30 protein-coding genes are annotated in these 26,106 nt (G+C 67.2%); 8 read left to right on the forward strand and 22 right to left on the reverse strand.

The genetic code is table 11. From position 1 onward, the window contains the following. Positions 1-73 precede the first annotated feature (73 nt). The 3 genes from C7455_RS03460 to rplM form a co-directional block, all read right to left on the reverse strand. Positions 74-313, reverse strand: a complete 240-nt coding sequence (locus C7455_RS03460) for a hypothetical protein (RefSeq protein ID WP_109665420.1) — start codon at positions 311-313, stop codon at positions 74-76. A 144-nt stretch (positions 314-457) separates the two neighbouring features. Then, a complete protein-coding gene (gene rpsI / locus C7455_RS03465) occupies positions 458-949 on the reverse strand; it encodes a 30S ribosomal protein S9 (RefSeq protein ID WP_109665422.1) in 492 nt (163 codons plus the stop codon). 2 nt (positions 950-951) lie between these two features. Next, positions 952-1,413, reverse strand: a complete 462-nt coding sequence (gene rplM, locus C7455_RS03470; RefSeq protein ID WP_109665425.1) for a 50S ribosomal protein L13 — start codon at positions 1,411-1,413, stop codon at positions 952-954. 331 nt (positions 1,414-1,744) lie between these two features. On the opposite strand from rplM, the gene speD reads away from it, so the two are divergent. Beyond that, entirely contained in the window at positions 1,745-2,170 is a 426-nt protein-coding gene (speD, locus tag C7455_RS03475; protein ID WP_170118984.1) for an adenosylmethionine decarboxylase, read from the forward strand. Between the two features lie 4 nt (positions 2,171-2,174). On the opposite strand, the gene C7455_RS03480 is transcribed toward speD, so the two are convergent. Further along, positions 2,175-3,155: an SLAC1 anion channel family protein gene (locus C7455_RS03480; protein ID WP_109665431.1), complete on the reverse strand. Its 981-nt coding sequence runs from the start codon at positions 3,153-3,155 to the stop codon at positions 2,175-2,177. Between the two features lie 85 nt (positions 3,156-3,240). Next, a complete protein-coding gene (locus C7455_RS03485; protein ID WP_109665433.1) occupies positions 3,241-3,663 on the reverse strand; it encodes a PaaI family thioesterase in 423 nt (140 codons plus the stop codon). An 84-nt stretch (positions 3,664-3,747) separates the two neighbouring features. Between C7455_RS03485 and C7455_RS03490 the strand changes: the two genes are divergently transcribed. Further along, positions 3,748-4,542, forward strand: a complete 795-nt coding sequence (locus C7455_RS03490) for an enoyl-CoA hydratase (RefSeq protein WP_109665436.1) — start codon at positions 3,748-3,750, stop codon at positions 4,540-4,542. A gap of 25 nt (positions 4,543-4,567) precedes the next feature. Continuing rightward, the gene (locus tag C7455_RS03495) at positions 4,568-5,992 is read left to right on the forward strand and encodes a M20 family metallopeptidase (protein ID WP_109665438.1); all 1,425 of its coding nucleotides are present in this window, start codon (positions 4,568-4,570) and stop codon (positions 5,990-5,992) included. Here the strand turns inward: C7455_RS03495 and C7455_RS03500 are convergent. The 3 genes from C7455_RS03500 to C7455_RS03510 form a co-directional block, all read right to left on the reverse strand. Beyond that, the gene (locus C7455_RS03500) at positions 5,989-7,458 is read right to left on the reverse strand and encodes a carboxypeptidase M32 (RefSeq protein WP_109665441.1); all 1,470 of its coding nucleotides are present in this window, start codon (positions 7,456-7,458) and stop codon (positions 5,989-5,991) included. The genes C7455_RS03495 and C7455_RS03500 overlap by 4 nt on opposite strands. Next, the gene (gene ctaA / locus C7455_RS03505; protein ID WP_109665443.1) at positions 7,455-8,597 is read right to left on the reverse strand and encodes a heme A synthase; all 1,143 of its coding nucleotides are present in this window, start codon (positions 8,595-8,597) and stop codon (positions 7,455-7,457) included. The genes C7455_RS03500 and ctaA overlap by 4 nt, the downstream gene beginning before the upstream one ends. A 148-nt stretch (positions 8,598-8,745) precedes the next feature. Beyond that, positions 8,746-9,507 (reverse strand): RNA methyltransferase, encoded by a 762-nt coding sequence (locus C7455_RS03510; protein ID WP_109665446.1) that lies wholly within the window; start codon positions 9,505-9,507, stop codon positions 8,746-8,748. Positions 9,508-9,680: 173 nt separating this feature from the next. Between C7455_RS03510 and C7455_RS03515 the strand changes: the two genes are divergently transcribed. Further along, positions 9,681-10,310: a thiamine phosphate synthase gene (locus C7455_RS03515; protein ID WP_109665448.1), complete on the forward strand. Its 630-nt coding sequence runs from the start codon at positions 9,681-9,683 to the stop codon at positions 10,308-10,310. A 71-nt stretch (positions 10,311-10,381) separates the two neighbouring features. Here C7455_RS03515 and olsA read toward each other — a convergent pair whose 3' ends face one another. The 3 genes from olsA to C7455_RS03530 form a co-directional block, all read right to left on the reverse strand. Further along, a complete protein-coding gene (gene olsA / locus C7455_RS03520; protein WP_109665450.1) occupies positions 10,382-11,212 on the reverse strand; it encodes a lyso-ornithine lipid O-acyltransferase in 831 nt (276 codons plus the stop codon). After that, complete coding sequence (olsB, locus tag C7455_RS03525) at positions 11,209-11,982, reverse strand: L-ornithine N(alpha)-acyltransferase (protein WP_109665453.1); 774 nt, start codon at positions 11,980-11,982, stop codon at positions 11,209-11,211. Before olsB ends, olsA begins: the two co-directional genes overlap by 4 nt. 162 nt (positions 11,983-12,144) lie before the next feature. Continuing rightward, positions 12,145-12,330: a DUF3553 domain-containing protein gene (locus C7455_RS03530; RefSeq protein WP_109665455.1), complete on the reverse strand. Its 186-nt coding sequence runs from the start codon at positions 12,328-12,330 to the stop codon at positions 12,145-12,147. Between the two features lie 15 nt (positions 12,331-12,345). On the opposite strand from C7455_RS03530, the gene C7455_RS03535 reads away from it, so the two are divergent. Further along, positions 12,346-12,969 (forward strand): histidine phosphotransferase family protein, encoded by a 624-nt coding sequence (locus C7455_RS03535; RefSeq protein ID WP_109665458.1) that lies wholly within the window; start codon positions 12,346-12,348, stop codon positions 12,967-12,969. Positions 12,970-13,122: 153 nt separating this feature from the next. Here the strand turns inward: C7455_RS03535 and C7455_RS03540 are convergent, their stop codons facing one another. Genes C7455_RS03540 through C7455_RS03550 form a run of 3 tightly spaced genes read right to left on the reverse strand, consistent with a single transcriptional unit; the run spans position 13,123 to position 15,175 of the window. Then, complete coding sequence (locus C7455_RS03540; protein ID WP_109665460.1) at positions 13,123-13,641, reverse strand: gamma carbonic anhydrase family protein; 519 nt, start codon at positions 13,639-13,641, stop codon at positions 13,123-13,125. Then, complete coding sequence (gene gmk / locus C7455_RS03545) at positions 13,638-14,306, reverse strand: guanylate kinase (RefSeq protein WP_109665463.1); 669 nt, start codon at positions 14,304-14,306, stop codon at positions 13,638-13,640. The genes C7455_RS03540 and gmk overlap by 4 nt, the downstream gene beginning before the upstream one ends. Then, on the reverse strand, positions 14,303-15,175 hold the full coding sequence (locus tag C7455_RS03550) for a YicC/YloC family endoribonuclease (RefSeq protein WP_109665465.1): 873 nt from the start codon (positions 15,173-15,175) through the stop codon (positions 14,303-14,305). Before C7455_RS03550 ends, gmk begins: the two co-directional genes overlap by 4 nt. A 182-nt stretch (positions 15,176-15,357) precedes the next feature. On the opposite strand from C7455_RS03550, the gene C7455_RS03555 reads away from it, so the two are divergent. Continuing rightward, positions 15,358-15,963, forward strand: coding sequence for a PAS domain-containing protein (locus C7455_RS03555; RefSeq protein WP_109665468.1), 606 nt, complete (start codon positions 15,358-15,360; stop codon positions 15,961-15,963). Positions 15,964-15,966: 3 nt separating this feature from the next. Here C7455_RS03555 and C7455_RS03560 read toward each other — a convergent pair whose 3' ends face one another. Next, positions 15,967-17,346 (reverse strand): class II 3-deoxy-7-phosphoheptulonate synthase, encoded by a 1,380-nt coding sequence (locus C7455_RS03560; RefSeq protein ID WP_109665471.1) that lies wholly within the window; start codon positions 17,344-17,346, stop codon positions 15,967-15,969. A 172-nt stretch (positions 17,347-17,518) separates the two neighbouring features. Here C7455_RS03560 and C7455_RS03565 point away from each other — a divergent pair, with 172 nt between their 5' ends. After that, positions 17,519-18,493: a GlxA family transcriptional regulator gene (locus tag C7455_RS03565; protein WP_109665473.1), complete on the forward strand. Its 975-nt coding sequence runs from the start codon at positions 17,519-17,521 to the stop codon at positions 18,491-18,493. Positions 18,494-18,500: 7 nt separating this feature from the next. On the opposite strand, the gene C7455_RS03570 is transcribed toward C7455_RS03565, so the two are convergent. Both C7455_RS03570 and C7455_RS03575 read right to left on the reverse strand, forming a co-directional pair. Then, positions 18,501-18,782, reverse strand: a complete 282-nt coding sequence (locus tag C7455_RS03570) for a hypothetical protein (protein ID WP_109665476.1) — start codon at positions 18,780-18,782, stop codon at positions 18,501-18,503. Continuing rightward, positions 18,779-21,577 carry a bifunctional [glutamine synthetase] adenylyltransferase/[glutamine synthetase]-adenylyl-L-tyrosine phosphorylase gene (locus tag C7455_RS03575; protein ID WP_109665478.1) on the reverse strand — a complete coding sequence of 933 codons (2,799 nt, stop codon included), beginning with the start codon at positions 21,575-21,577 and terminating at the stop codon, positions 18,779-18,781. Before C7455_RS03575 ends, C7455_RS03570 begins: the two co-directional genes overlap by 4 nt. A gap of 91 nt (positions 21,578-21,668) precedes the next feature. Between C7455_RS03575 and C7455_RS03580 the strand changes: the two genes are divergently transcribed. After that, a complete protein-coding gene (locus C7455_RS03580) occupies positions 21,669-22,139 on the forward strand; it encodes a YbaK/EbsC family protein (RefSeq protein ID WP_109666138.1) in 471 nt (156 codons plus the stop codon). Positions 22,140-22,147: 8 nt separating this feature from the next. Here C7455_RS03580 and lpxB read toward each other — a convergent pair whose 3' ends face one another. The 5 genes from lpxB to C7455_RS03605 form a co-directional block, all read right to left on the reverse strand. Then, positions 22,148-23,317, reverse strand: a complete 1,170-nt coding sequence (lpxB, locus tag C7455_RS03585; RefSeq protein WP_109666140.1) for a lipid-A-disaccharide synthase — start codon at positions 23,315-23,317, stop codon at positions 22,148-22,150. Positions 23,318-23,319: 2 nt separating this feature from the next. After that, entirely contained in the window at positions 23,320-24,111 is a 792-nt protein-coding gene (locus C7455_RS03590; RefSeq protein ID WP_245904197.1) for an LpxI family protein, read from the reverse strand. After that, the gene (gene lpxA, locus C7455_RS03595) at positions 24,108-24,911 is read right to left on the reverse strand and encodes an acyl-ACP--UDP-N-acetylglucosamine O-acyltransferase (protein WP_109665484.1); all 804 of its coding nucleotides are present in this window, start codon (positions 24,909-24,911) and stop codon (positions 24,108-24,110) included. The genes C7455_RS03590 and lpxA overlap by 4 nt, the downstream gene beginning before the upstream one ends. After that, entirely contained in the window at positions 24,911-25,390 is a 480-nt protein-coding gene (gene fabZ, locus C7455_RS03600) for a 3-hydroxyacyl-ACP dehydratase FabZ (RefSeq protein WP_109665487.1), read from the reverse strand. The genes lpxA and fabZ overlap by 1 nt, the downstream gene beginning before the upstream one ends. Positions 25,391-25,484: 94 nt before the next feature. Beyond that, the gene (locus C7455_RS03605) at positions 25,485-26,096 is read right to left on the reverse strand and encodes an OmpH/Skp family outer membrane protein (RefSeq protein ID WP_109665491.1); all 612 of its coding nucleotides are present in this window, start codon (positions 26,094-26,096) and stop codon (positions 25,485-25,487) included. Between the last annotated feature and the right edge of the window lie 10 nt (positions 26,097-26,106).

The following is a 26,106-nucleotide window of genomic DNA, read 5'->3' on the forward strand; positions in this document are numbered from 1 at the left end:
GCGCCGCGTCAAGCGGACCCTTTGGCCCGTCGTGCAATCGGGCGCGCCAAACAGGGCGCGCCCGCGACGCCGATCAGTTCTTGTCGGCGGCCCCGGCGCAGATCGGCAGGGCCGGATCGGCGTCACACCCGGCCGAGGCTTGGGTGAGGGTACCGGTATCGGCCTCTTTCTTGTCGATCAGTGCAGTGTCGGCTTCAGTGGCCGAAACCTGCGCCGCTGTGACAACCTTGACCGGATCGGACGGTCCGATGCTCGCCATTGCCAGTCCGGCGCAGGCGAGTGCGAAAACGCCGGAAACAAACACGAGTTTCATGGAAAACCTCCATTGCTGACGTTGACGGCGCGCGATGTGGGAAGTCTGGCCGGGTGTAAAAGGGGCGATCACGGCTCTGTGATAGGACGAAACGAAAGGCCGCCCGAGGGCGGCCTTTGTAATGTCTTGGAACAGGAAACGCGATCAGCGCTTGGAGAACTGGAAGCTCTTGCGGGCCTTGGCGCGGCCATACTTCTTGCGTTCCACCACGCGGCTGTCGCGGGTCAGGAAGCCCGCCGCCTTGAGCGCGCCGCGCAAGTTGGGCTCATAAAGCTGTAGCGCCTTGGAGATGCCGTGCTTGACAGCACCGGCCTGACCGGACAGACCGCCGCCCTTGACGGTCGCCATCACGTCGAACTCGTTTTCCACGCCAGCCACGGTAAAGGGTTGGCGCAGGATCATCTGCAGCACGGGACGCGCGAAATACGCGTCCATCGTCTTGCCGTTGACCACGACCTTGCCGGAGCCGGGCTTGATCCAGACGCGCGCAATCGCGTTCTTGCGCTTGCCGGTGGCATAGGTGCGTCCCAGCGCGTCGCGCTGCGGCTGGCGCGGGGCGGCATCGAGGGTCATCGTTGCGGGGCTTGCGTCCACCGCGCCTTTCAGCGCGTCCAGCGAGCTTAGGGTCTCGGCCATGGTCATGCGCTCCGGGTGTTCTTGGGGTTCATCGACTTGACGTCGAGCACGGTGGGCGACTGCGCTTCATGCGGATGCTCGGCACCGGCATAGACGCGCAGGTTGGTCATCTGGCGGCGCGACAACGGGCCGCCGGGCAGCATGCGCTTGACCGCCTGCATCACCACGCGCTCCGGGTGGGCACCCTCGAGGATCTGGCCGGTGGTGCGCGACTTGATCCCGCCCGGGAAACCGGTGTGCCAGTAATTGGGCTTGTTGCGCTTGTTGCCCGTCACCTGCACCTTGTCGGCATTGATGACGATGACATTGTCGCCCATGTCCATGGAGGGGGTGAAGGTCGGCTTGTGCTTGCCGCGCAGCCGCATGGCGATGATCGAGGCAAGACGACCCAGAACAACACCCTCGGCGTCGATCACGATCCATTTCTTGTCGATATCCGCCGGAGTGGCAGAAAAGGTCTTCATTGGTACGGTCCTTTCGGGGGCGGACCGCAAGGGCCCGGCCGGAATGACGAGAGACGGGTTCGACCCGCCCTGCGATGACGCGCTTCTACGGTATTTTCCGGTGGCGTCAATGGCCGGGAATTGGATCAAGCCATATGAAATCAACAGCTTGCGAGCAAGGTATTATTTTACCCCACAACTTTTGGTGTGATCTGCCCGCAAAACCGCCGGTTTTCCGCCCTTGACCACCCGCCCGGTGTCCGCGCCCCGGATTTGCGCTTGCGCGGATCGGGGGGCGATGCATAGCCTGCACAGGCAGTTTGCCATGGAACCGGGCCCGACAGGACATCACATGACCCGCATCCTCCGCCCCCCGTCCACCCCCGACATCGAGGTCGGCGCCGATTACTTCGTGCGCAAGGGCGGGGCGGTTTATGCCGGGACGCATCTGATCATCGACGTTCAGGCAGGCGCGCGGCTGGATGACGAGGCGCATATCCGCCAGACGCTGCAAGATTGCGTGGACGCCTGCGGCGCGACGCTCTTGCACCTGCACACGCACCGCTTCAGCCCGCAAGGCATCACCGGCGTTGCGGTTCTGGCCGAAAGCCACATGTCGGTGCACACTTGGCCCGAGATCGGCTATGCCGCCTTTGACGTGTTCATGTGCGGCGCGGCCGATCCTTGGCAGGCGGTGGGCGTGCTGAAAGCCGCCTTCGCCACCGACAGCGTCAGCGTGCGCGCATTGCGCCGGGGCGAGGGGCTGGTGGGCGCGTGATCCGTCACTCAGGGCGGCAGATCTCGTCGCGCAAGATCGCCAGCCCTGTCCGGTAGAGCAGACCGGCCACGACGCCGATCAGCGCCGCCAGTACGACCAGCCCGATGGCGACATGCGCGTCGCTGCCCGCCTCGCGCCCATAGACGAAACTGGCGACCGACAGGGCGGCCAGCGGAAAGCTGAGCGCCCACCAGCTCAGCGCGAAGGGCAGTTTCATCAGCTTGGGCACCTGCACCAGCACCAGCGCGGCAAAGACGTAGCCGCTGTTGAGCAGGATATGGCCAAAGGCATCCACCCCGCCCACCAGCCGCAGGTAGCTGACAAAGGCGACGGCAGGCGGCGCGATCAAGATCACCAGCGTCGGAAACAGCCGCGCGGGGATCGGCGCGTGAAAGATCAAGCGGTTGAACACCAGCACCAGAAGCACCAGCCAAAAGATCATGCCGGCCGAAAAGAACAGCCAGCTGACCTCGATCCAGCCCATCTGCGCGCCCGCAAGCGGCACGATCACATTGCCCACCGCCGGAATGAACCACGCGGGCGTCAGGTGGCCCACCTCGAAGGCGCGGTGGCTGATCCAGCCCGAGATCACCGCGATGGTCAGCCCGCCCTGCCCCAGCATCCCCGCCAGCCACAAGGGTTCAGCCAGATCGGGCCGGTATCCGTGGATGGCGGTCGCCATCAGCAGCATCGAGATCGTGATCGTGGGAAAAAACGCCAGCTTGACCGGGTGATGCCATTCCGCTGCGACCGCGCGCGGGTAGCGGAAGGCCTTGAGCAGGTAGACCGCCGCGATGCCCACGAAACAGGCCAGCCCGAACCACAAGACGGCGCGTGCGGGCCCCTCGGCCCAGTCATAGGTGCCCGCCGCCGCATGCAGCGCCAAGGCCAACCCGAACAGCCCCATCAAGACGGCGAAAAAGGTGACCGGCAGATGTTCCAGCCGGCTGAAATCCTCGGTCTTGTGCCCTGCCGCCTCGGCCATGTCCGATCCTCCGGTTCTGTTGGCATCGTCAATCACGCCCTACACAAGCCTGTGCGGCCCTGCACCGCCCCGCGATGTCGCAGGCCTAGCGCTCGGGCGGGATCGAATAAGTCAAGGAAGCGCGGGCCACAGGCGCCGCCTCGCCCTCGGAATAGAGCAGGCAATCGCCCACCGCCAGAACGCGGCCCAGCTTCAGGATGCGGCATTCGCAGATCATGTCGGCATGGGCGGCGGGCTTGCGCATGAAGTCGATGGAACAATTCGTGGTCACCGCCAGCGCCTTGGGCCCGATCTGGGCCAGGATCGCCAGATAGACCGAGACATCGGCCAAGGCGAACATGGTCGGTCCGGATACGGTCCCGCCGGGCCTGAGATGCCGCTCGGCCACTTTCAGGCGCACGGTCAGGCGGTTCTCCGCCACATGCTCGATCCCGAAATCGGCCGCGACCTGCGGAAACACCTCGTCCAGAAACCGCGTCAGCGCGGCCACATCCATCGCCAGTGCCATGCCTGCCTCCCTTCCTTGTCGCCGATCCGGCGTTATACAGGGGTCGCAACAGGGGTTAGGGCAGTCGGGAAGGGAAGAAAAGACATGACCGAGGAACTGGTGATCCGCGAGGATCGGGGTGCCGTGACGCATCTGACGCTCAACCTGCCCGGCAAGCTCAACGCGCTATCGGATGGGATGATTGCGGCACTGACGGCGACATTCGGCGACCTGATGGTGTCCGAGACCCAGCGCGTCATCGTGCTGAAGGGCGCGGGCAAAGCGTTTTGCGCGGGCCATGACCTCAAGGAAATGCAGGCCAAACGCGCCGCCCGCGATACCGGCGCCTCCGCGCTGCGCGACCTGTTCGACCGCTGCGCGCGCATGATGCAGATGATCCCGCGCCTGCCCCAGCCGGTGATCGCCCAGACCCATGGCATCGCCACCGCCGCGGGCTGCCAACTGGTGGCCAGTTGCGATATGGCCGTGGCCGCAGAGGATTGCAGGTTCGGCGTCAACGGGGTGAACATCGGACTCTTCTGTTCCACGCCCATGGTCGCGCTGTCGCGCAACGTGCCGCGCAAACAGGTGTTCGAGATGCTGGTGACGGGCGAGTTCATCGACGCCGCCCGCGCCCGCGAGATCGGGCTGGTCAACCGCGTGGTGCCCCATGACGCACTGGAGGCGGAAACCGCAGCCTTGGCCGACCATATCGCCGGAAAGCTGGGCGCGGCGGTGCGCATCGGCAAGCGCGCCTTCTACGAGCAATTGCAGCTGCCGCTTGACAAGGCCTATGAGATGAGCGGCGCGGTGATGGTGGAAAACATGCTCGACATTGACACGGTTGAAGGTATCGCGGCTTTTCTCGACAAGCGCAAACCCGACTGGTCGCAACACTGAACCTGCGGGCAAAGGACGAAATCCCATGCAGAATACCTCCGCCATCCCGCCGCTGGTCGAGCGCCACAAGGATGATCTGACCGGGCTGGCCGACCGCGTCTGGGGCATGCCCGAAACGCTTTACAGTGAATTCCGCTCTTCCGCCGAACATGCCGCAATGCTGCGTGCAAAGGGGTTTCGGGTCACTGAAGGCGTGGCGGGCATCCCCACCGCCGTGATGGGCGAGGCAGGCAGCGGCGGTCCGGTCATCGCGATCCTTGGCGAATACGACGCGCTGCCGGGGTTGAGCCAGGTGGCGGGGATCGACCATCCGCAAGAGCTTGAGGAAGGCGGCCCCGGCCATGGCTGCGGGCACAACCTTCTGGGCTCTGCCGCGATGCTCGCGGCCTGCGCCGTCAAGGACTGGCTGGAGGCCACAGGCACACCGGGGCGCGTGCGCTACTACGGCTGCCCGGCGGAGGAAGGCGGGGCGGCCAAGGCCTTCATGGTGCGCGACGGGGCGTTTGACGATGTGGATGCCGCCGTCACATGGCATCCGGGCGGCATGACGCGGGTCGACGACCCGCTGTCGCTGGCCAACACGCGGATGGATTTCCATTTTTCGGGCCGCGCGGCGCATGCCGCCGCGCAACCGCATCTGGGCCGTTCCGCGCTTGACGCGGTGGAGCTGATGTCGGTCGGCGTGAACTACCTGCGCGAGCACATGGTGCAAGATGCCCGCATCCACTACGCCTATCTCGACGCGGGCGGCAAAGCGCCCAACGTCGTGCAGGCCCGGGCCTCCGTGCGCTACTCGATCCGCGCCCTCGACCTGCACGAGATGCTGGCGCTGGTCGAACGGGTGAAAAAGGTGGCGCAGGGTGCTGCGCTGATGACGGAAACCAGTGTCGAGTTCCAGATGTTCGCCGCCGTCTCGAACCATTTCGAGAACCTGGCGATGGACCGCGTCATGCAACAGGCGCTGGACGAATTGGGCGGCGTGCCCTTCGATGACCTCGACCGCGCCTATGCCGCGAAAATCCGCGGGACGCTGTCCCCTTCGGACATCGCCGCCGAATGGTCGGTGGTGAACCAGCCGCCCACGGAGGCCGTGCTGTGCGATTGGGTCGTGCCGATGCGCCCGAATGGCAAGGTGCTGATCGGATCGACCGATGTGGGCGATGTGACGTGGAAGGTGCCGACGACCGAGGTTCTGGTGGCCACCGCCGCCATCGGCACGCCGCTGCACAGCTGGCAGATGACGGCGCAAGGTCTGTCAGGCGCGGCGCACAAGGGGATGATCCATGCCGCAAAGGCGATGGGCCGGGTGGCCGAAATCCTGCTCAGCGATCCCGACCGGCTGGCCGAGGCCAAGGCCGAGCACGCCCGCCGCCTTGCCCTCACGCCCTATACCTGCCCGATGCCGCCCGACCACAAGCCACCGCTGGTGCCCCAGCCAGACGCCGCCTAAAGCCCGTAAAGCGCCCCGAATTTCGCCTCGAGATAGTCGAGAAGCGGCGCTTCGCTGACCGGGCCGCCCGTGGCATGCTCGATCGTCTCGCGCGGCAGGCGCAGGCCCCCATGGGTCTGCACCCGGGTCTTGAGCCAGCAAAGCGCGCCCGACACATCGCCCCGCGCCAGATCATCGTCCAGCGACGGAAGATCGGCCCGCAGCGCAGCGTGCAGGCAACCGGCATAGACATTGCCCAAGGTGTAGGTCGGGAAATACCCGAACAGCCCCACGGGCCAATGCACATCTTGCAACATGCCATGCGACGGCCTGTCGACCGTCACCCCGAAATCGGACAGGAACCGGTCGTTCCATGCCGCTTCAAGATCGTCCAGAACAAGATCGCCCCGCATCAAGTCGCGTTCGAGATCGAAGCGCAGCATGATGTGGAGGTTGTAATGCACCTCGTCGGCTTCCGTCCGGATGAAGCCGCTCGCCACACGGTTGACCGCGCGGGCGAAGGCCTCCGGGCCATCGACCGACAGCGGCCCGAACCGGTCCACCATGCGCGCGTAAAGCCATTGGCAAAAGGCCGGCGAGCGGCCCAGCTGGTTCTCGTAGATCCGGCTCTGGCTTTCGTGTACGCCCATCGACACACCCTGCCCCAGTGCGGTCAGGCCATAGCTCTGGTCGATGTTTTGCTCATAGCCCGCGTGGCCCACCTCATGCACGGTGGAGTAAAGACAGCCCAGCGGGTCGCCCTCGTCGACCCGCGTCGTGATCCGCACATCGTTGAAAGACCCTGACGAAAATGGATGCACCGCTTCGTCGATGCGCCCACGCGTCAGGTCATAGCCGAAGGCGCGCGCGATCTCCTCGGTCAGCGCAAGTTGCGTTATCTTGGGAAAATGGCCCGTCAGTTCGGGCGCCGGGTCCGCCGCCATGACAGCTGCGCGCAACGCGACAAGGCGCGGGCGCATCCGGTCGAACAGCGCCCCGATCTCAGCCCCCGTAATCCCCGGCTCGTAGCCATCGAGCAGAGCGTCGTAAGCGTCGCCTCCTTCCGCCAGCGCCGCACCTTCCTCGCGCCTCAGCGCCACGACCTGCCCCAGCACCGGCAGGAAACCCGTCAGATCCTCAGCCCGCCGCGCCTGCGCCCATTGGCCTTGCGCGACCGAGGTCACGCGCGCGATCTCGGCGGCCAACCGCGCGGGAATCTTGCGGGCCCGCTCAAAGCTGCGCGCGATCAGCCGCAGCTGTGCTGCCTCGGCCTGGGTCGTCGCCTGTGCGCCCGCCAACCAATCACCGATCCGTGGATCGGTGCGGCGCGCGTGCAGCACGCCCTCCAGCGCCGCCATCTCGTCACCGCGTTGCACGGCCGCGCCACGCGGCATCACCGTTTCCTGATCCCAGCCCAAGCGCCCCATGACCTGCGCCAGCGCCTCCGTCTCGCGCTGGAACGCCAGCAGATCGTCCAGCGCCCTCATGCCCGGGCTCCCTTCACGCTCTGCACCAGCGGATACATCGACAAGAAGCGTGCCCGAAGGATCAGCACCAGCACCGCGACCGCCCCCAGCTGGTGCCAGATCGCGATATACCAAGGCGAGGAATGCATCACTGTCACGATCCCCAACACGACCTGCGCAAAGATGCCGACCAGCACCCAGTCGAAGGCGCGCTTTGTGGCCACGCGCGCCGTGCGCCGCGCGGCGATCCATGCGCCCACCGCCACCAGCACGATCAGATACCCCCACATCCGGTGGATGAACTGAACAGTCCCGTCATTCTCGAACAGGTTGCGCCAAGCAGGCTCCAGAACCCAGAAGTTGGGCGGCAAAAAGCCCCCTGCCATCAGCGGCCAGTCGATGTAATTGCGGCCTGCGTCGATCCCCGCGACCAGCGCGCCAATAAGGATCTGGACGAAGCTCAGATGCAAAAGACCCGTCGCCATCCCCTTGAGCCGCCGGTCACCCTCGCGCCGCGCCTGCATCAAGAGCGCCTCCTCCCGGCCCAGCTTGAACACGAACCACGCGATCAGCCCGAGGATCAGGAAGGCCAGCCCCAGATGCGTCGCCAGCCGATAGGAGGCGACCGAGATCATCCCGTCCTGCAGCCCCGAATGGACCATCCACCAACCGATGGCGCCCTGCAGACCACCCAAGCCCCCCAGAAGCAGCAAGCGCCCCGCCCAACCGGGCGGGATGTTGCGCGTCACCAGGAGGCCGAAGAACCCGACGGCCCAGACCAGCCCGATCACGCGCCCCAATTGCCGGTGGCCCCATTCCCACCAGTATATCACCTTGAACTCCTCAAGGCTCATGCCCCGGTTCATCAGCGCGTATTGCGGGATCTGGCGGTAGGCGTCGAACTCGGCTTGCCAATCCCCGGCCGACAAGGGCGGGATGGCCCCCGACAAGGGCGCCCATTCCGTGATCGACAACCCGCTGTCGGTCAGCCGCGTCATGCCGCCCACCGCGATCATCAAGACGACCAGCGCAAACAGCACCATCAGCCAGACCCGCGCGAGACCCCGCGCTCGCCCCCGGTCGCGTGACACGCCACCCGGCACCGCGGCGGGCTTGGTGGTCTCGGTCACATCCTCGAAGATGCTGCGCGGTTTGGCCATGTCTTGTCCCTCGTGCTCTGGAGCCAAGACCTATCGCGCAGCGCCCCCCCCTTCAAGCGACCGCGTCATGCTGTCCATCTGCTTCTATGTTTCAAAAATATCCCGGGGAAGGCGCGGCACGCGCCGGGGGCAGAGCCCCCGAACCGCGTCAACCGTCCCGCCGCTTGCCCTCGGCCCAGCGCACCATCTGCCGGAACATCCCGTGCAACGTCTGCACATCGGCGCGGGTCAGCGGCAGGCGGCCCCAGATCTGGCGCAGGCTGCGGCGCATGCCTTCGGCCTTCAGCGGGGGAAAAAAGAACCCCGCCTCCTCCAGCCGCGCCTCGATATGGTCGCCCAAGGCCGCGATCTCGGCGCCGGTGGCGAAATCGGTGCCGGCCAGTTCCATCACCTCGGGTGGCGTGGTGTCGCCCGCGCGCCGGAATTCATAGGCGCACAAGAGCACGCATTGCGCGAGGTTCAGCGAGGGGAAATCGGGGTTCACCGGCACGGAAATGATGGCATTGGCCCGCGCGATATCCGCGTTTTCCAGCCCCGCCCGCTCGGGCCCGAACAAGACCGCGACCTTGCCGCCAGCCGCCAGCATGGCGCGCGCCTGCACCATCGCGTGTTCGGGCGTGACGACCGGCATGGTCATGCCGCGCGGTCGCGCCGTGGTGGCGAACACATAAGTGGTGTCGGCGATGGCGGCGGGTACATCGTCAAACAACCCCGCGTGATCCAAGAGCCGCCCCGCACCCGAGGCCAGCGCCACCGCGCGTTCGTTCGGCCAGCCATCGCGCGGCGCGACCACGCGCATGCGGTCAAGGCCGAAATTCCACATCGCGCGCGCCGCCGCGCCGATGTTCTCGCCCATCTGCGGGCGCACGAGGATGAAGGTCGGCTGTCTGGCATCGGTCAAATCTGTCATGGCGCAGCCGTTAGCGCGGGCGGCCCTGCCCGGCAAGCGCCCCTTCACCCAAAGGGCGAACCAGGGCTTCACCCAAAGGGCGGGCTACCCCTTCGCCCAAAGGGCGAGCCACCCATTGCCGCCCGGCCCCGGCCCCGCTATCACCCGCCAGACCACCACAAGGGGCGAAAGCCATGTCCGAGCGCGACCAGACCGACCAGCCGAACCTCTATCTCGTGACCCCCACCCGCTTCGAGATCGAGGCTTTCGCACCGCGCCTGTCGGCGATCCTCGACGCCGAGCCGATCGCCTGCCTGCGCCTTGCGCTGGCAACCGAGGACGAGGACGATCTGGCGCGCGCCGCCGACAGCCTGCGCGAGATCGCCCATGCCCGCGACGTGCCGCTGGTCCTGTCGGGTCACGCGGGCATGGTCGAGCGGCTGGGTCTGGACGGGGTCCACCTGACGGACGGGCCGCGCAATGTGCGCGCGACGCGCAAGGCATTGGGGGCCGATGCCATCGTCGGCGCCTTTTGCGGGAGCTTGCGCCATGACGGCATGAGCGCCGGCGAGGCAGGCGCGGATTACATCGCCTTCGGTCCCATGGGCGAGAGCGCGCTGATGGAGGGACCGCGGGCCGATCACGAACTGTTCGCCTGGTGGTCGGAGATGATCGAATTGCCGGTGGTGGCCGAGGGCGCACTGGATGTCGGGCTGATCGAGGCTTTCGCGCCGATCACCGATTTCTTCGCCATCGGCGCCGAGATCTGGCGCGAAGAGGATGCTGTGGCGGCGCTCCGCGCGCTGATCGCACCGATCCGATAGGGGTTGGCGTCGCCTGGGGGCTCTGCCCCCGGCCTTCGGCCTCCCCCGGGATATTTTCGAAACAGAGAAGATCAAGACGCCAGCGCCGCGACGAACCCCTTGCGCACCGCAGCCTCTGACGCCGCGGCAAGAGCCTTGCGGTCGTGGAAGTCGGAGACCTTCAGGGGCAGGTGGTAGACCACCTCGACCTGTCCCTGTCGGCGCGCCGCCAGAACCGACAGGATCGCAGGCCCCAGCGCCATGTCGCCCCACCAGCCGTAGAAGCGCGCATCCTCGCCCGCGGGGGCATGGTAGATCATTGTCACCGGCTGAATATGCAGCACATCGCGCAGGCGGTCCGAGAGAAAGGCCTGAAACAGCGTCGGTTTGAACGGCAACACGCGCCGCCCGTCGGTGGAGGTGCCTTCGGGGAAGAACAGGAGCCTATGGCCTGCCCGAAGCCGGTCCTCGAAAACGCGGGTCTGCGCCTGTGCCTGCTTTGGGTCGCGGGCGATGAAGACAGTGCCGGTCCCGCGCGCCAGCCAGCCGATGCCGGGCCAGCCCGCGACCTCCGATTTGGCGACGAAATAGAGCCGTTTGCACGCATTGAGCACGAAGATGTCGAGCCAGCCGACGTGATTGGCCACATAGGCCCCCGGCCCCCTCATCGGCGCGCCCCGTATCTTGACGCGCAGGCCGAGGACGCGGCAGGCCGCGCGGCAGACCATTTGGGTGACATGCGGCGTCACCGGGCGGTCGAGGCCGAAGATCAGCCGCTCGGGCAGGCGCAAGATCACAAGAAGCGGGAAACCGATGGCCAATAGCGCAAGGATCGCCCCACCCCGCCCCGCGACCCGCAGCAACCCTGCCCGCGTCACGGCGCGCGGCGCGGGTGGCTCGGCCCCTCGCCACGTTTGGCTCATGCGCTGCCGCTCCGGCAATAAATCGCCCTGTGCTTGTCGGGGATCAGGGCCACATCCATGACGAGGCAGACATCGATGCAGTTGAAGGCCCGGTCGACATAGGCCCCCTCGCCCACGAACCCGCCAAGCCGCAGATAGGCCTTGATGAGCGCCGGGATCGCCCGGATCGCGGCCGGACGGTCGAGATCTTGCTCAGGGATCAGGTCCATCGGCTGGTGGCCGCGCGCGCGTGCCCGGGGGCGGATCGCGGGCGGCGCGAGGTGGCGGTGGTGCAGCAGCGACAGCGGCCCCTCAAGCGGCGCGGGGTCGAGGCCGTGAAAGCTGGCCACGCCGAACATCACCTCGATCTCATGGGCGGCGATATAGTCGGCGAGCCCCGCCCAGAGATGCATCATCGCGGTGCCGCCGCGATAGTCGCGGTGCACGCAAGACCGCCCCAGTTCCAGCAGGCGCCGCCCCGAGGCGCGCAGGGGCGACAGATCATATTCATCCTCGGAGTAGAATTGCCCCGCCGCCTGCGCGCCCGCCGCGCGCATCACACGGTAGACCCCGATCACCTGATCGCCCTCGTCCCGCCGCCGGTCGCGCAGAAGGAGGTGGTCGAAATGCGGGTCGAAGCGATCGGCCTCCAGCCGGGCGTCGTGATCGACCAGCGCCCCGTCCCCGCCCAGCTCCTCGACGAAGACGGCATAGCGCAGGCGCTGGGCCGCGCGCAGATCGGCCTCGGTCGCAGCGAGGCTGAGGTCGAAATGGCTGTCGTCGATCTGCATGCGAGGGGTGCAAGGTCCAACTGGGCGGCAGATCCCCTTAGCAGGCGCGGGCGGCCTTGCAAACCGGGGCGGGTGCTCGGGCGGGGTGCACGGCGGCGTTAAACTCGTGTTAACCTGGCGCGGCCTAGGCTGCGGCAAGCGGAGGGGCGAGGACGCGATGGATCAGTCGAGAAACACGATCTCAAGGGGCACGCGCGCCGCGTCCAGCACCAGCTTGCCCGCATCCTCGAAATTGATCGTGACGCGCCCGCCGATGTTGGATTGCACCTGCCCCATGCCCCAGTCAGGCTGGCCGGGACAGCGCACGAGCATCCCCGGCTCTAGGATCGCGCTCAGATCGTTGTGCATGACAGGAGGCGCTCCATGAATGACCAATCACCGCTCGGGCCGCAGACCCTGTCGGACCTGATCGGGTCGCGGCTCTGCCATGACCTCGTAAACCCGCTGGGCGCGATCGGCAACGGGGTGGAACTGATCGAGATGACGGGATCGGTGCGCGGCCCCGAAATGGACCTGATCCGCGACGCCGTGCGCGATGCGCAGGCGCGCGTGCGCTTCCTGCGCGTGGCCTTCGGTGCTGCGGGCGCCCAACAGATGCTGAGCGCGCGCGAAGCGCGGGCGACGGCGCAGGCGCCATGGCAAGGCGGGCGGCTGGCGCTGGATTGGGCGGTCACGACGGATCTGCCCCGGTTGCGGGTCAAGCTGGGCTATCTGATGCTGCTCTGTGCCGAAACCGCCCTGCCGATGGGGGGCGAGGTCAGTTTGGCCGTGGATCAGGCCGGCCAGTGGCAGCTCGAGGCTCATGGCCCGCGTGTGACGCTGGACGAGGCGCTGTGGTCGGTGCTGCGCTTCGGCATGGGGGCGGCGGGCCGGCCGCTGCGCCCCTCCGAGGCGCAATTCGCGGCCCTTCACGCCGCGGCAGAGCCGCTCGACATCACCCTCAACTATGTTGCGCGTGACGGACGCCTGTCGATGGCGACGGCCTGAGGGTCGGGTCTGCCACGCACCTCGGCCTTGCGGCCTGCGTCAACGGCGGCGGTAGCACCGCGCAAGGCGCGGTGCGGTCGCACGGCTGACATGAGGCAAGGCGCGGATGGCGCGTGCGGATGCATATTTGGGGAAAGATGAAGCGAGGCAGGCTCAGAGCGGCACGAGCCCGGTGCGGAAGCGGCGCATCCGATCGCGGTAATGGGCCGCGGATTTGAGCAGCTTGGCCTGCGCCGCAGCGTCTAGATCGCGGACGACCTTGCCGGGCATGCCCATCACCAGGCTGCCATCGGGGATCACCTTGCCCTCGGGGATCAGCGCACCCGCCCCGATCAGGCAACCTGCACCGATCACGGCACCATTCAGGATCGTGGCGCCCATGCCCACCAGCGACCCGTCGCCGATGGTGCAGCCATGCAGCATGGCCTTGTGGCCGATGGTACAGTCGCGCCCGACCGTGAGCGGATAGCCCAGGTCGGTGTGAAAGACGCAGTTCTCCTGCACGTTCGAGCCCGCACCGATGCGGATCACCTCGTTGTCGCCACGAAGCGTGACACCGAACCAGATGCTGGCCCCCTCCTCCAGCGCGACGCGGCCGATCACATGGGCGCCGGGCGCGACCCAAGTGTCGGGGTGGATGTCCGGGGCGGTGCCGTCGAGTGCGTAGATCATACCTGATCCTCCTGAAATTCGTCATGCAGCTTGCGGACATGGGCGGCAAGGCCGGGCTGCTGGGCGCGGCGCAGACGCTCGGCGGCGATGATGGTGGTCAACTTGCCGAAGGTCGTGTCGAGGTCATCGTTGACCAGCACGTAATCATAGCCGTCCCAATGGCTGATCTCGTCCCAGCTTTTCAACATCCGCTTTGCGATCACCTCGGGCTGATCCTGCCCGCGCGAGATGAGCCTACGTTTCAGTTCGGGGATCGACGGCGGCAAGATGAAGATCGACAGCGTATTGCGCCCGAGCGCCGAGTTGCGGATCTGCTGCGCGCCCTGCCAGTCGATGTCGAAGAGCACGTCGCACCCGGCATCGATCGCCTCGGCCACGGGCGCCATGGGCGAGCCGTAGAAATGGCCGAAGACATGGGCATGTTCCAGCATCGCGCCATCTGCCACCATGGTCTTGAAGGCGGGCTCGGGCAGGAAATGGTAGTGTTCGCCATCCAACTCGCCCGGACGGGGCTGGCGCGTGGTGGCCGAGACCGAGAAGCGCAGCGACGGATCCCACGCCATCAAGCGACGCGCCAACGTCGACTTTCCCGCACCCGAGGGCGAGGAGAGGATGATCAAAAGGCCCCGTCGGGGCACGGGCAGGCGCGCATCGGCCATGGTCATTCCACGTTCTGAACCTGCTCGCGGGTCTGGTCGATGGCCAGTTTGAGGTCAAGCCCGATGGCCGTCAGCGCGGCATCTTGGGACTTGGAACACAGCGTGTTGGCCTCGCGGTTGAGTTCCTGCGTCAGGAAATCGAACTTGCGACCGACCGGGCCGCCCTGTGCCACGAGCGCACGCGCGGCCGCGACATGGGCGTGCAGGCGGTCGATTTCCTCGGTCACGTCGGTCTTGAGGGCCAGCGCCGCCACCTCCTGCAGCAAGCGCGCCTCGTCGATATCCGTGGCCTCCACAAGGCTTGCCACGGCGGCGCGCAGGCGCGCGGCCTGCGGTTCGGCCCGGTCACGGGCGATCTGCGCGGCCTCGATGATCAGCGCTTCGATATGGTCGATCTGGGCGGACAGCAACTGGGCCAGCGCCGCGCCTTCCTCGGCGCGCATCTCGCTAAAGGCCGCGATCAGTGGTTCGGCATCGGCGAGCAGTGTCTCGGGCGCAGGCATCGGCGGGGTCTCGCCCGTCTCGGCAAGGGTGCGCAGCGACAAGATGGTGGCCGGATTTACGGGGGCGATGGGCAGGCCCTGAGCCTCGGCCGCGCGGCGTACCTGCACCAGCTGCGTCATCACAACCGTCAGCCGCGCGGGGTCTAGCGCATGGCCCACGGCGCCCGTCTCGCGGTGCACCCGGAGCGAGAGGCTGACCGAGCCGCGGCTGACCACCTCGGACAGGCGCTTGCGCAGGGGTGCCTCGAGCGCACCCAAACCGTCAGGCAGGCGCAGGCGCAGGTCGAGCCCCCGCGCGTTGACGCTGCGCAATTCCCAACCCCAGGTCGTGCCCCGCCCATCCGTGCCCTCCCGCGCGGCAAAGCCCGTCATCGAGGCGATGGGGGCGCCCCTGCTGTCGTTAACCAAATGAATGATCTCCCCCTGCCCGGACAATTCTATTCGTTGTAGTCACGATTGGGTAAGTAATTTCCACCCAGCGTCAAGCAAGCGCCTGCCCCTCACCGGCCCGACTGTGGTGATGCAGACAGGGCCCATGAACAGGGGACCGAAAGATGGACCATGCGCCGCGCAGCGGCGGCCCTGTGGGGCTGGATATCGGGTCTCTGACGCCCGTGCTGGCCTATTGGCAAGGGTTGCGCCGGGGGCGCGCCGTGCCCGCGCGCACGGATCTTGACCCGGTCGTCCTGCAACCCTGGCTGGCGGGGGCGGGAATAGTGGAGCGCGACGAGGGGCGGAGCATCCGTTTCCGCCTCGGTGGCCGGGTGATCGCCGGACTTCTGGGGGTCGAGCCCCGCGGCATGTCCCTCGGGGCGCTTTTCGCCGTCGCGGCGCGCGACCGGCTGACAGGCCTGACCGAAGCGGTGTTTGACGGTCCGCGGCTGTTGTGCATGACTTTGGTGGCGCCCCATGTCGCGGCAGGCAAGCCGCAGATCGAGGTGCCGATGGTGGTGATGCCGCTTTGCGATGCATCGGGGACGGTGACCCGGGCGCTGGTTTGTGTCGATGTCGATGCGCGCGCAGGCCTGGCTCTGCCTTGCCGGTTCCAGATCCGTCAGGCGGTTCTCTCGGCGGCGGGCCCTCAGCCCCGGTTGACAGGTCTGAGGGTCGCGCGCGGGGGTGCCCCCGCCCTCAGGGTGATCGAGGGCGGGCGCGGTTGACGCTCAGACGGCGGCGCGCAGCGCCTCGCGGCTGCTCTGCAACTCTTCGGCCACCAAAAACGCCAGTTCCAGCGATTGCGAGGCGTTGAGCCGAGGGTCGCAGGCGGTGTGGTAGCGCGACGACAGATCCTCGTCGGTCACGGCCCGCATGCCGCCGGTGCATTCGGTCACATCCTTGCCGGTCATCTCGAAATGAACGCCGCCCGGCACTGTGCCCTCGGACCGGTGGATCGCAAAGAACTCCTGAACCTCGCGCAGGATCGACTCGAAAGGCCTTGTCTTGTAGCCGGTCGAGGATTTGATGACGTTTCCATGCATCGGGTCGCAAGACCACAGCACATTGGCGCCCTCAGACTGCACGGTGCGGATCAGGCGCGGCAGGTTGTCGCCGACCTTGCCCGCGCCAAAGCGCGCGATCAGCGTCAGGCGGCCCGGCTCGTTTTCCGGGTTGAGCTTGGCCATTAGCACCTTGAGGTCTTCTTCGGTCGTGGTGGGCCCGCATTTGAGACCGATCGGGTTCAGCACGCCGCGGCAGAACTCGACATGTGCGCCATCGGGCTGGCGCGTGCGGTCACCGATCCAGATCATATGGCCAGAGCCCGCCAGCCATTTGCCCGACGTCGAGTCGACGCGGCACAGCGCCTCTTCGTACTCGAGCAAAAGCGCCTCATGGCTGGTGTAGAAATCGACCGTGGCCAGCTGGTGGTTGGTCTCGCTGGTCAGGCCCGCGGCGGTCATGAAATCGAGACTGTCCTGAATCCGGTTTGCCAGATCGCGGTATTTCTCGGCGTCGTCGTGGTCGGTGAAGCCAAGTGTCCAGCTGTGCACGCGGTGGATATCGGCGAAACCGCCGGTCGAGAAAGCACGCAGCAGGTTGAGCGATGCGGCGGCCTGCGTATAAGCCTGCAGCATGCGGGCGGGATCGGGGCGGCGCGCCTCGATCGTGGGGGCGATGTCGTTGATGATGTCGCCCTTGTAGCTGTCCATCTCGACGCCGCCGATCACCTCGGTGGGCGCGGAGCGCGGCTTGGCGAACTGGCCCGCCATGCGGCCGACCTTCACCACCGGCACCTTGGCGCCATAGGTCAGCACCATAGCCATCTGAAGCATCACCTTGAAGGTGTCGCGGATGTTGTCGGCGGAAAATTCGGCGAAGCTCTCGGCGCAATCGCCGCCCTGCAGCAAGAACGCCTCGCCGCGGGAGGCTGCGGCCAGCGCCTTCTTCAGGCGGCGCGCTTCGCCGGCAAAGACCAGCGGCGGATATTTGGCCAGTTGCGTCTCGGCCGCGTTCAGCGCCGCCTGATCAAGATAGGCAGGCATCTGCACGCGCGGCTTTGCGCGCCAGTCGGATTTGGTCCAGGCCGCTGCGGTCGCTCGGGTCATGGCGGGGTCTCTCCTTAGCTCTCGTCTCGGGGGCCGCTTATAGGCCGGGCTTGGCGGGCTTCCAATGCCTTAAATCATGGCCTGCGGGGATTGCGTCGGCTCAAGAAAGCTGCTTTCGCTCAAATGACATGCGGGCGCATCCCGCCGCACTGCGACAGAAAAAGGCCGCGACATGCCCGAACATATTGGCCCACGGCGCTTCGTCTTCGTGCTTCTGGACCAGTTCACCATGCTGTGCTTTGCCAGCGCGGTGGAGGCCTTGCGCATCGCCAACCGGATGTCGGGGCAGCCGCTCTATTCCTGGACCCTGACCGGCGACGGCGGCGAGATTGCCTATTGCAGCGCGGGCATCGGCTTTCGGCTCGACAGCGACCTCGAAGAGGTGACGCGCGACGACACCGTGCTGGTCTGCGGCGGCATCGACGTGGCGGCGGCCACCACCAAGCGCATGGTCGGCTGGCTTCGCCGCGAGGCGCGCAAGGGCGCGATCATGGGCGGACTTTGCACGGCGGGCTACACGCTGGCCAAGGCGGGGCTGCTCGATGGCAAGCGCGCGACGATCCACTGGGAAAACCAGGACAGTTTCATCGAGGAATTCGAAGACGTCACGCTGACCAAATCGGTTTTCGTGATCGACGGCAACCGGATCACCACGGCGGGCGGGACGGCGTCGATCGACCTGATGCTCAAGATCATCGCCGACGAGCATGGCGAGGATCTGGCCAATCTGGTCGCCGACCAGTTGATCTACACCTCGATCCGCACCGATCAGGACACGCAGCGCCTGTCGATCCCCACCCGCATCGGTGTGCGCCACCCCAAGCTGGGGCAGGTGATCCGGATGATGGAACAGGCGATCGAGGACCCGATCAGCCCCGCGCAGCTGGCCAAGGACGTGGGCATGTCGACGCGGCAACTGGAACGGCTGTTTCGCCGCTACCTCAATCGCAGCCCCAAGCGCTATTACATGGAGTTGCGTCTGGGCAAGGCGCGCAACCTTTTGATGCAGACTGACATGAGCGTTATCAACGTGGCGCTCGCCTGCGGTTTCGCCTCTCCCTCGCATTTCTCGAAATGCTACCGGGCGCATTACGACACGACACCCTACCGCGAACGCGGCGCACATGGGACGCGGGAAAAGATCTGAGCCTGCCTCAATCCGCGACACGGGCCGCCCGCCCGCCCCGGCGGCGCGGCGTGGCCTCGGGCAGAAGGCCCTCGCGCAGAACGGCCGTCATCGGATGGCCCTCGGGCGCGTCGGCGTGACGGGCCAGCAGCGCCTCGATCAGCGGGCGGGGATCGGCGGCCTCGATGCTCAGCGCCCAGTCGACGAGGATGGAGCGACACTCGGCATCCGTGATCCCTTCGATGCGGTAGGCCTCAAAGATCAGGTTCTTGGGGTCGATGGGGTCGCGGGGGGCGGCTGCGGGGCTCATGGGGCTTCCTTTTCGGGCACCGGACCAAGGACGGTGTCAATCCAACCAAGCGCACAGGCGCGGGTCTTGTCCAGATGGCTTGCAAGCCGGTCGGCATCAGGCTGGCCCGCGACCCGAGCCAGAAAGGCCCGCCCGCCCGCGCCGATGCCGGCCGGATCCAGCGCCTCGTCGGTCAACAGCCGCCCCGCGCCCTGCACCCGGTTGAACAGCGCATGCGCGGCCTGAAGCTCTTGCACGGCCTCCGCCTCCAGCCATCCAAGACGCCCGGCAGCGGCCAGTTGATCGGTGCTCGCACGCGCCGAGGCCCCCGCTGCCAGCGCCGCCGCCTGCCCCAGCAATTCGATCTCCTGCAAGCCGCCCGGCCCCTCCTTGACGGCCCATGTGCTGCCCTCGCGCCCCACGGCACTCAGCCGCGCGCGCATCACCGCCGCCTCGGCACGGACATGATCGGGCACGGCCTTTTGGGCGATCACGGCGCAGCGGATGGCCTCGATCTCGGCGGCCAAGCCTGCGGGGCCCGCCACGACACGCGCCCGTGTCAGCGCCATGTGCTCCCACGTCCAGGCCTCGTCGCGCTGATAGGCGGCAAAGCCCGCCACTGCCGTCGCCACCGGCCCCTGTCGCCCGGAGGGGCGCAGCCGCATGTCCACCTCATAGAGCTTGCCCGAGGCGGTCGGGGCCGAGAGCGCGGTTATCAGCGCCTTGGTCGCCTTGGCATACCAGCCGCGCGGATCGAGCGGGCGGCGCCCCTCGGTCATCTCGACGCCTGCCGCGTCATAGATCACGATCAGGTCAAGATCCGAGCCCGCGCTCATCCGGCCTGCGCCGAGACTGCCCATGCCCACCACCGCACCGCCCATCCCCGGTGCGGGCCCGTGGCGATCCGCGAGCTGGGCGCAGACGGCAGGCCAGAGCGCGCCGATCACCGCATCGGCCAGATCGGTATATTGCGCCGAGGCCTCCTCCGGGCCGATCAGGCCACGCAACTGATGCACACCGATGCGGAAATGCCAATCCTTCTGCCAGCGCCGCGCCAGATCCAGTTGCGCCTCATAATCGCGTCCGGCCAGAAGACCGGACAGATCTTCCAGCAGACCCGAGGCCTGCGGCCATGACGCGAAGAAACGCCCGTCCAGTACGGCATCCAGCACGCCCGAATGCCGCGACAGGTAGCGCGACAAACCGGGCGCCGTGGCGCAGATGTCGACGATCAGATCGACCAGCGGCGGATTGGCGTCGAACAAAGAGAACAGTTGAACACCGGCTGGCAAACCCCTGAGAAAACTGTCAAAGCTCGAAAGCGCCTCTTCTGGCTTCGCGGCCACCTTGAGGCGCTTGAGGAGTTCGGGCTTGAGCCGTTCGAAGATGACCCGACCCCGTTCGCTGCGCAGTGCCGGGTAACTGGGCCAGCGGCCTACGATCTCGGCCTCGGTTGCGGTGATCTCCAGCGTGGCAGGTTTGGTGCGTGTGGGCTGGAACAGGTCCCCGGTCAGATGTTCCACCCGGCGCAGGTTTTCGGCCAGACGCGCACAAAACCGGACGGTATCGTCTTCGCCGCAGAGCCGTGCCAGACGGTCGAACCCTTCGGAATTTTTTGGAAGATCATGGGTTTGCGCGTCGTCGATCATCTGGACGCGATGCTCGATCTCGCGGTGATGGGCGTAAAGCGTGGTCAATTCCCCGGCCACCCCGACGGGAATCCACCCGGCTTCGGCTAGTGCTGCCAGCGCCTCCACCGTGCGGCGCGAGCGCAGCGACGGGTCGCGCCCGCCCGCCACCAATTGCCGGGTCTGGGCGAAGAACTCGATCTCTCGGATGCCACCCGCGCCAAGCTTCATGTTGTGACCTTCCAGCTTAATTTCACCGTGCAAACCCTTGTGATCGCGTATTTTTTGACGCATATCCATGGTGTCTTGCACCATTGCGAAATCCAAATGCCGACGCCAGACGAAGGGTTTGAGCGTGTCGAGAAACCGCGCCCCCGCCACCAGATCGCCCGCCGCAGGCCGCGCCTTGATATAGGCGGACCGCTCCCACGACCGCCCCTCGGCCTCGTAATAGCGCTCGGCCGCCGTCATCGAGATGCAGACGGGCGTGACGCTGGCGTCGGGCCGCAGGCGCAGATCGGTGCGGAAGACATAGCCCTCGGCCGTGGTGTCGCCCAAGCTGGCGGCGATGCGACGGGTGGCGCGGATGAAGCCTGCGCGCGCCTCCATCACCTCGCCCGGATCGAAGCGGTCGTCGTCGAACAGGCAGATCAGGTCGATGTCGGAAGAATAGTTCAGTTCGCCCGCGCCCATCTTGCCCATCGCCAGCACCACCATGCCCGCGCCGTCGCGGTGGGCATCGTCCTCGCTCATGCCCGGCAGCTTGCCGCGCCGCGCCTCTGACGCGACATGGGTGGCCAGCGCCGCGCGCAGGCAGGCATCCGCCACGTCGGTCCAGTACTGCGTCACGCGCGCCAGCGGCCAGACGCCCCCCAGATCGGCAAGCGCCACGATCAGGGCCGCGCGCCGCTTGATCCGCCGCAAGCCGGTATCGAGGTCAGCGGGCGACAGCGCCACCGCCTCGGCGATCAAAGCGGCGACCACATCCTCGGGCACAGACGCCAGCGCGTCAGCCAACCACGCGGCCTCGCGGGCAATGAGGCTTCCGAGATAGGGCGAGGATCCGCCCGCGCCCTCGATCAAGGGGCGCAGTTCGGGCGACAGGCCGGGCAGATGCGCAAGCGCCTCGGCGCCGCGTTCAGGGGAATGGGGGATCGGGTGGCGGGTCAGGCGGGACGCGAGGTTCATGGGCCGGACACTGGCGCGGGGCGCGCGGGCGGTCAACGGCTTGCGGGCGCGCGGCGTCCTTGGCATCACCGGCGTGGACAGGGGGATCGGCATGTCGAAAAGTCTAAACAGGGTCAAAGGCGCGCTGGAAGAAGCGGGCGTCGCAACGCGGGTGCTGGAAATGGCAGAGGGCACCCGCACGGCGGAGGAGGCCGCGCGCGCGGTGGGCTGCGCGCTGGACCAGATCGCCAAATCCATCATCTTTGGCGCAGACCGCACAGGCGACGCGGTGCTGTTCGTCACGGCAGGCGGCAACAAGGTCGATGCCGCCAAGGCCAGCGCGCTGGCGGGCGAACCGCTGGGCAAGGCCGATGCCGGGCTGATCCGGGCGCAGACGGGTTTTGCCATCGGGGGCGTCGCGCCGGTGGGGCATCTGACACGGGTGCGGGCGTGGTTCGATCCACGCCTTTTGGAGTTCGACTTGGTCTGGGCGGCGGCAGGCACGCCGCGCCATGTCTTTGCCATCTCGCCCGAGGTGCTGTTGCGGCTGAGCGGTGCCACAAAAGCCGATTTCACGGACTGAGCCGCCCCTCAGATCACCGACAGGACTGAGCGCGCGGCCCTCAGCCCCGGCGCCTCGCCGCCCTTGCCCAGCCGCATCATGGTCAGTGCCATGGCGTCGAGCTGGTCGATCCGCGCGGCCTCGTTGTCCAGCAGCGCGGTCAATGCGGCCCCGATCGGTCCGGGGCAGCATCTGTCACCGATGAATTCGGGCACGGTCCGGCTCTCGGCCACCATGTTGACCAGCGTCACGGTATCGACCCTGAGCATCGACAGCACGAGTTTGCGGCTGAGCCAGCTCATGTCATAGGCGATGACCATGGGCGTCTGGCTGGCCGCAAGTTCGAGGCTGACGGTGCCCGAGGCCGCCAGCGCCACATCGGCCGCTGCGAAAGCCGCGCGTTTCAGCGCGGCGAAGTCGGCGGCGGGCACGCCCCTCGGGTCAAGGACACGGGGCCGCCCGGGCCAGCCCTTGATCCGGTCCGCGACCATGCCCGCGACGGCGGGGGCGGCGGGCAAGATGACATGGGCGGCGGGGTGGCGCGCCAGAACAGGGCGCAGAGCCTCGCCAAAGATCGGTGCCAGCCGCTCGATCTCGGACCGGCGCGATCCGGGCAACACCAGGATCGCGGTTTCGCCCTCGGGCAGGCCGTAATTGGCCCGGAACGCCGCAATCTCGGCCGCGGTCGCCTGTGGTTCGGTCACGACCGGGTGACCCACGAAGTCGCAACCCATGCCCTCGGCCTGCATGTAGGGCGGCTCGAAGGGCAGAAGGGCCAGAACATGATCGACGCTGCGCGCCATCTTGCGCGCGCGCCCCGGCCGCCACGCCCAGACCGTAGGCGCGACGTAATGGATGGTCGGCAGATGCGGCGCGCGCGCCTTGACCTTTGCCGCGACGCGCAGGGAAAACTCGGGGATGTCGATGGTGATCAGCGCGTCGGGGTTTTCGCGCAGAACGGCGTCGGCGGTGTCGGTCACGCGGCGGGCCAGACGGCGGTAATTGGCGATGATCTCGGTCAGGCCGATGACCGACAGCTCCTCCATCGGAAACAGGGGCACCAGCCCCTCGGCCTGCATCAGCGGGCCGCCAATGCCGTGAAACTCGATCTCATCGGCGACCAGCGTCTTGAGCCCCGCCATCAGCGCCGCGCCCAACCGGTCGCCCGAAGGCTCGCCCGCCACAAGAAAGAGACGCAACGTCATGGCACGGCCCAGAGCGCAACCGCATGCGCCGCGCAGGCCGCGCGCACGGCATCTGGATCGAGGAGGAGGACGTGGCCCGCCTCAAGCTCGATCCCCGAAAGGCCCGCGGCGGCGGCCAGCGCCACCGTGTCGGGGCCGATGGCGGGCATGTCGACGCGCAGGTCCTGCCCGGCCTTGGCCCGTTTCACCAGCACGCCGCCCGATCCCGGAGCCGTTTGGGCCACAAAACGCAGCATGGCGTCAGTGCCTTGCAAGGTCTCGATCCCCAGCAGCTGGCCCTGCGCCGCGACCGCCGCCTGCCCGACGTCCAGCGGGCCAAGCGCGGTCAGGATGGCGCGCGCACGGGCGGCGTCGCCCGTCTCGGGCGGCTTGCCCGCCAGAACGCCCTCGGGCGCGACCAGATCGGGGCGCAACTCATGCGCGCCACGCATCACAAAGCCCTCTTCCTCGAAGATCGCTACGATCTCGCGCAACAGCGCGTCGTCGCCCTGCCCCTGCGCCGCCATCACGCGCGGCAACAGCGCGGCGGTCCGGGCGTCGAGGGAGGCGCGGTCGAAACCCGCGCGCCGCATCGCGCCTGCAAGGCAAAGATCGGTCACACCGGCCTCGCGCAGATCGTCGAACAGCGCGCCAAAGCGTTCCAGCCGCGCCTCGATCACCTGCGCGGCCGATACCGTCGCCTCCACCCCGGCCAGCCGGACGATCGCGGCCGGGTGCCGCGCCGCCAGAAGCGCCGGAAGCGCGCCCGTTCCCGCGATGATCGCCAGACGGCCCATGGCGCGGCTCAACCCGGCGTCAGGAAAGACCGGTCACTGTCGCCCAGCACGAAGGCCACGATGTCCTGCACATAGACGCTTTGGCCCGCGGCATCGTCTTGCAACCGGCGCGCGCGGTCCTGAAAGGCGCCCTCGCCCTGCGCCAGCGCCTGAAAGGCCGCACGCAGCGCCATGATATCCTCGCGCGCAACGCCGCGACGCTTGAGCCCGACAAGGTTCAGACCGTCAAGGCCGCCCCTCGGCCCCTGCACAAGGCCGTAGGGGATCACGTCATGGGTGACCATGGTAACGGCGCCGATGATCGCGCCCTTGCCGATCCGCACCCATTGATGAACGCCCGAAAGCCCGCCGATGATGACATCATCGCCCAGCACGCAATGGCCGGCCAAAGCGGAGTTGTTGACCATGATGACCCGGTCACCGACCTGTGCATCATGGGCGACATGGGCGCCCGCCATGAACAGGCCATCGTCCCCTACGCGGGTGATGCCGCCCCCGCCCTCGGTGCCGGTGTTCATCGTCACACCCTCGCGGATGCGGGCGCGCTTGCCCACGATCAGCCTTGTGCGTTCGCCGGAATATTTCAGGTCTTGCGGCACGTCGCCGATATTGGCGAAGGGAAAGACCGTGCTGTCCTCGCCCAGTTCGGTCCAGCCGGTGACGACGACATGGGATTTGAGCGTCACGCGCGCGCCCAATGTCACCTCCGGGCCAATCACGCAAAACGGGCCGATGGTGCAGCCGGGGCCGATGGTGGCCCCCTCCTCGACGACCGCCGAGGGGTGGATGGTGGCGCTTTCGTCGATCGCCATCACGCGGCCCCGCCCATCGCGCCCAGATCCATCATCGCGGTGAACTCGGCCTCGCAGGCCAGATCCCCCTCGACCGTGGCGCGGCCAGCGAATTTCCAGACCTTGCCGCCGGGCTTGCCGCGCAGCGTGGTGATCTGCAGTTCCAGCACATCGCCCGGCACGACCTTGCGGCGGAATTTCACGCCGTCGATGCCCATGAAATAGACCAGCAGGTTCTTGTCGGCCAGATCGGCGGACACCCCCACCATCACGGCCGCCGTCTGGGCCATGGCCTCGACGATGGTGACGCCGGGCATGATCGGGGCGCCGGGGAAATGGCCCTGAAAATGCGGCTCGTTGAAGGTGACGTTCTTGAGACCTGTCGCGGACTGAAACGGCACGATGTCGCGCACACGGTCGACCAGCAGGAACGGGTAGCGGTGCGGGATGATCCGCTGGATCAGGTCGATATCGGCGGTGCTGGGCGTCTCGGCCGTCATGCGGATGGCTCCTCAAGCGTCGTTTTGCATCGGACCTTGGGCCCGCGCTGCATGGGCGTCCTAGCAACTCGGCCCGGGCGCGGCAAGCGGTGGGTCAGGGCGCGGCCTCGGGGGACGGGTCAGGCGCGGGGGCGGGCGGACGTGCGGTGCCATCGAGGTCGATCAACGGTACCGATCCTCCCTCGCCGATCCGGGCGTTGATAAGCGCGATAGCCTCTTCGGTGATGTCGATGCCATCGGCGGACAAAAGCACGGCGCGGTTGTCCATCAAGATGCTGGCACCCCGACCGCGCAGAACCTCGATCAGGATCGGAAAGGCGATCTCGAAAAAGGCCTGTTGCGCGGCCTCTGCCTGTTGCTGGAGCGCGCGGCTCTTGGCCTCCTGCGCGCTGCGGATGCCACTGACGCGGGTGTCGAATTCCTCGGCGATGGGGCGGAAGGCCTCCGGCGTCATCGTGGCCCGACGCTGGGTCAGCGCCAGTTCCTCTTCGGTCAGGCGCGCCTCGATCTCGCGGTTTTCGGCCGAAAGCGCGGCACCCGCAGCCTCGACCTCGCGCTGGATGCGCTGACCATAGAGAGATTGCGACAGCAGGCGTTCCTGGTTCAGCACGACGATCGGCGTCGCGGCCGCATCTGTCTGGGCGTGGGCCGCCGGGCCCGCCGCCAGCGCGACGATCACGACAAGAGAGCCGAGGATGCGGACCATGCCGCAGCCC

This window comes from Roseicyclus mahoneyensis, from assembly GCF_003148775.1.
Classification (GTDB): domain Bacteria; phylum Pseudomonadota; class Alphaproteobacteria; order Rhodobacterales; family Rhodobacteraceae; genus Roseicyclus; species Roseicyclus mahoneyensis.

Bases quoted from the DNA above. Each gene is read 5' to 3' on its own strand.
- fabZ (WP_109665487.1), bottom strand. From the start codon at position 25,390: ATGACGGCCGAGACGCCCAGCACCGCCGATATCGACCTGATCCAGCGG.
- C7455_RS03485 (WP_109665433.1), bottom strand. From the start codon at position 3,663: ATGGCACTGGCGATGGATGTGGCCGCGCTGACGCGGTTTCTGGACGAG.
- olsB (WP_109665453.1), bottom strand. From the start codon at position 11,982: ATGCAGATCGACGACAGCCATTTCGACCTCAGCCTCGCTGCGACCGAG.
- ctaA (WP_109665443.1), bottom strand. From the start codon at position 8,597: ATGGCCAAACCGCGCAGCATCTTCGAGGATGTGACCGAGACCACCAAG.
- lpxA (WP_109665484.1), bottom strand. From the start codon at position 24,911: ATGGCGATCGACGAAAGCGCCACCATCCACCCCTCGGCGGTCGTCGAG.
- C7455_RS03565 (WP_109665473.1), top strand. From the start codon at position 17,519: ATGCCCGAACATATTGGCCCACGGCGCTTCGTCTTCGTGCTTCTGGAC.
- C7455_RS03535 (WP_109665458.1), top strand. From the start codon at position 12,346: ATGAATGACCAATCACCGCTCGGGCCGCAGACCCTGTCGGACCTGATC.
- gmk (WP_109665463.1), bottom strand. From the start codon at position 14,306: ATGACCATGGCCGATGCGCGCCTGCCCGTGCCCCGACGGGGCCTTTTG.
- C7455_RS03560 (WP_109665471.1), bottom strand. From the start codon at position 17,346: ATGACCCGAGCGACCGCAGCGGCCTGGACCAAATCCGACTGGCGCGCA.
- C7455_RS03510 (WP_109665446.1), bottom strand. From the start codon at position 9,507: ATGACAGATTTGACCGATGCCAGACAGCCGACCTTCATCCTCGTGCGC.
- C7455_RS03575 (WP_109665478.1), bottom strand. From the start codon at position 21,577: ATGAACCTCGCGTCCCGCCTGACCCGCCACCCGATCCCCCATTCCCCT.
- C7455_RS03490 (WP_109665436.1), top strand. From the start codon at position 3,748: ATGACCGAGGAACTGGTGATCCGCGAGGATCGGGGTGCCGTGACGCAT.
- C7455_RS03570 (WP_109665476.1), bottom strand. From the start codon at position 18,782: ATGAGCCCCGCAGCCGCCCCCCGCGACCCCATCGACCCCAAGAACCTG.
- C7455_RS03460 (WP_109665420.1), bottom strand. From the start codon at position 313: ATGAAACTCGTGTTTGTTTCCGGCGTTTTCGCACTCGCCTGCGCCGGA.
- C7455_RS03515 (WP_109665448.1), top strand. From the start codon at position 9,681: ATGTCCGAGCGCGACCAGACCGACCAGCCGAACCTCTATCTCGTGACC.
- C7455_RS03480 (WP_109665431.1), bottom strand. From the start codon at position 3,155: ATGGCCGAGGCGGCAGGGCACAAGACCGAGGATTTCAGCCGGCTGGAA.
- C7455_RS03500 (WP_109665441.1), bottom strand. From the start codon at position 7,458: ATGAGGGCGCTGGACGATCTGCTGGCGTTCCAGCGCGAGACGGAGGCG.
- C7455_RS03555 (WP_109665468.1), top strand. From the start codon at position 15,358: ATGGACCATGCGCCGCGCAGCGGCGGCCCTGTGGGGCTGGATATCGGG.
- olsA (WP_109665450.1), bottom strand. From the start codon at position 11,212: ATGAGCCAAACGTGGCGAGGGGCCGAGCCACCCGCGCCGCGCGCCGTG.
- C7455_RS03530 (WP_109665455.1), bottom strand. From the start codon at position 12,330: ATGCACAACGATCTGAGCGCGATCCTAGAGCCGGGGATGCTCGTGCGC.
- rplM (WP_109665425.1), bottom strand. From the start codon at position 1,413: ATGAAGACCTTTTCTGCCACTCCGGCGGATATCGACAAGAAATGGATC.
- C7455_RS03550 (WP_109665465.1), bottom strand. From the start codon at position 15,175: ATGACGGGCTTTGCCGCGCGGGAGGGCACGGATGGGCGGGGCACGACC.
- C7455_RS03540 (WP_109665460.1), bottom strand. From the start codon at position 13,641: ATGATCTACGCACTCGACGGCACCGCCCCGGACATCCACCCCGACACT.
- speD (WP_170118984.1), top strand. From the start codon at position 1,745: ATGACCCGCATCCTCCGCCCCCCGTCCACCCCCGACATCGAGGTCGGC.
- rpsI (WP_109665422.1), bottom strand. From the start codon at position 949: ATGGCCGAGACCCTAAGCTCGCTGGACGCGCTGAAAGGCGCGGTGGAC.
- C7455_RS03605 (WP_109665491.1), bottom strand. From the start codon at position 26,096: ATGGTCCGCATCCTCGGCTCTCTTGTCGTGATCGTCGCGCTGGCGGCG.
- C7455_RS03495 (WP_109665438.1), top strand. From the start codon at position 4,568: ATGCAGAATACCTCCGCCATCCCGCCGCTGGTCGAGCGCCACAAGGAT.
- C7455_RS03580 (WP_109666138.1), top strand. From the start codon at position 21,669: ATGTCGAAAAGTCTAAACAGGGTCAAAGGCGCGCTGGAAGAAGCGGGC.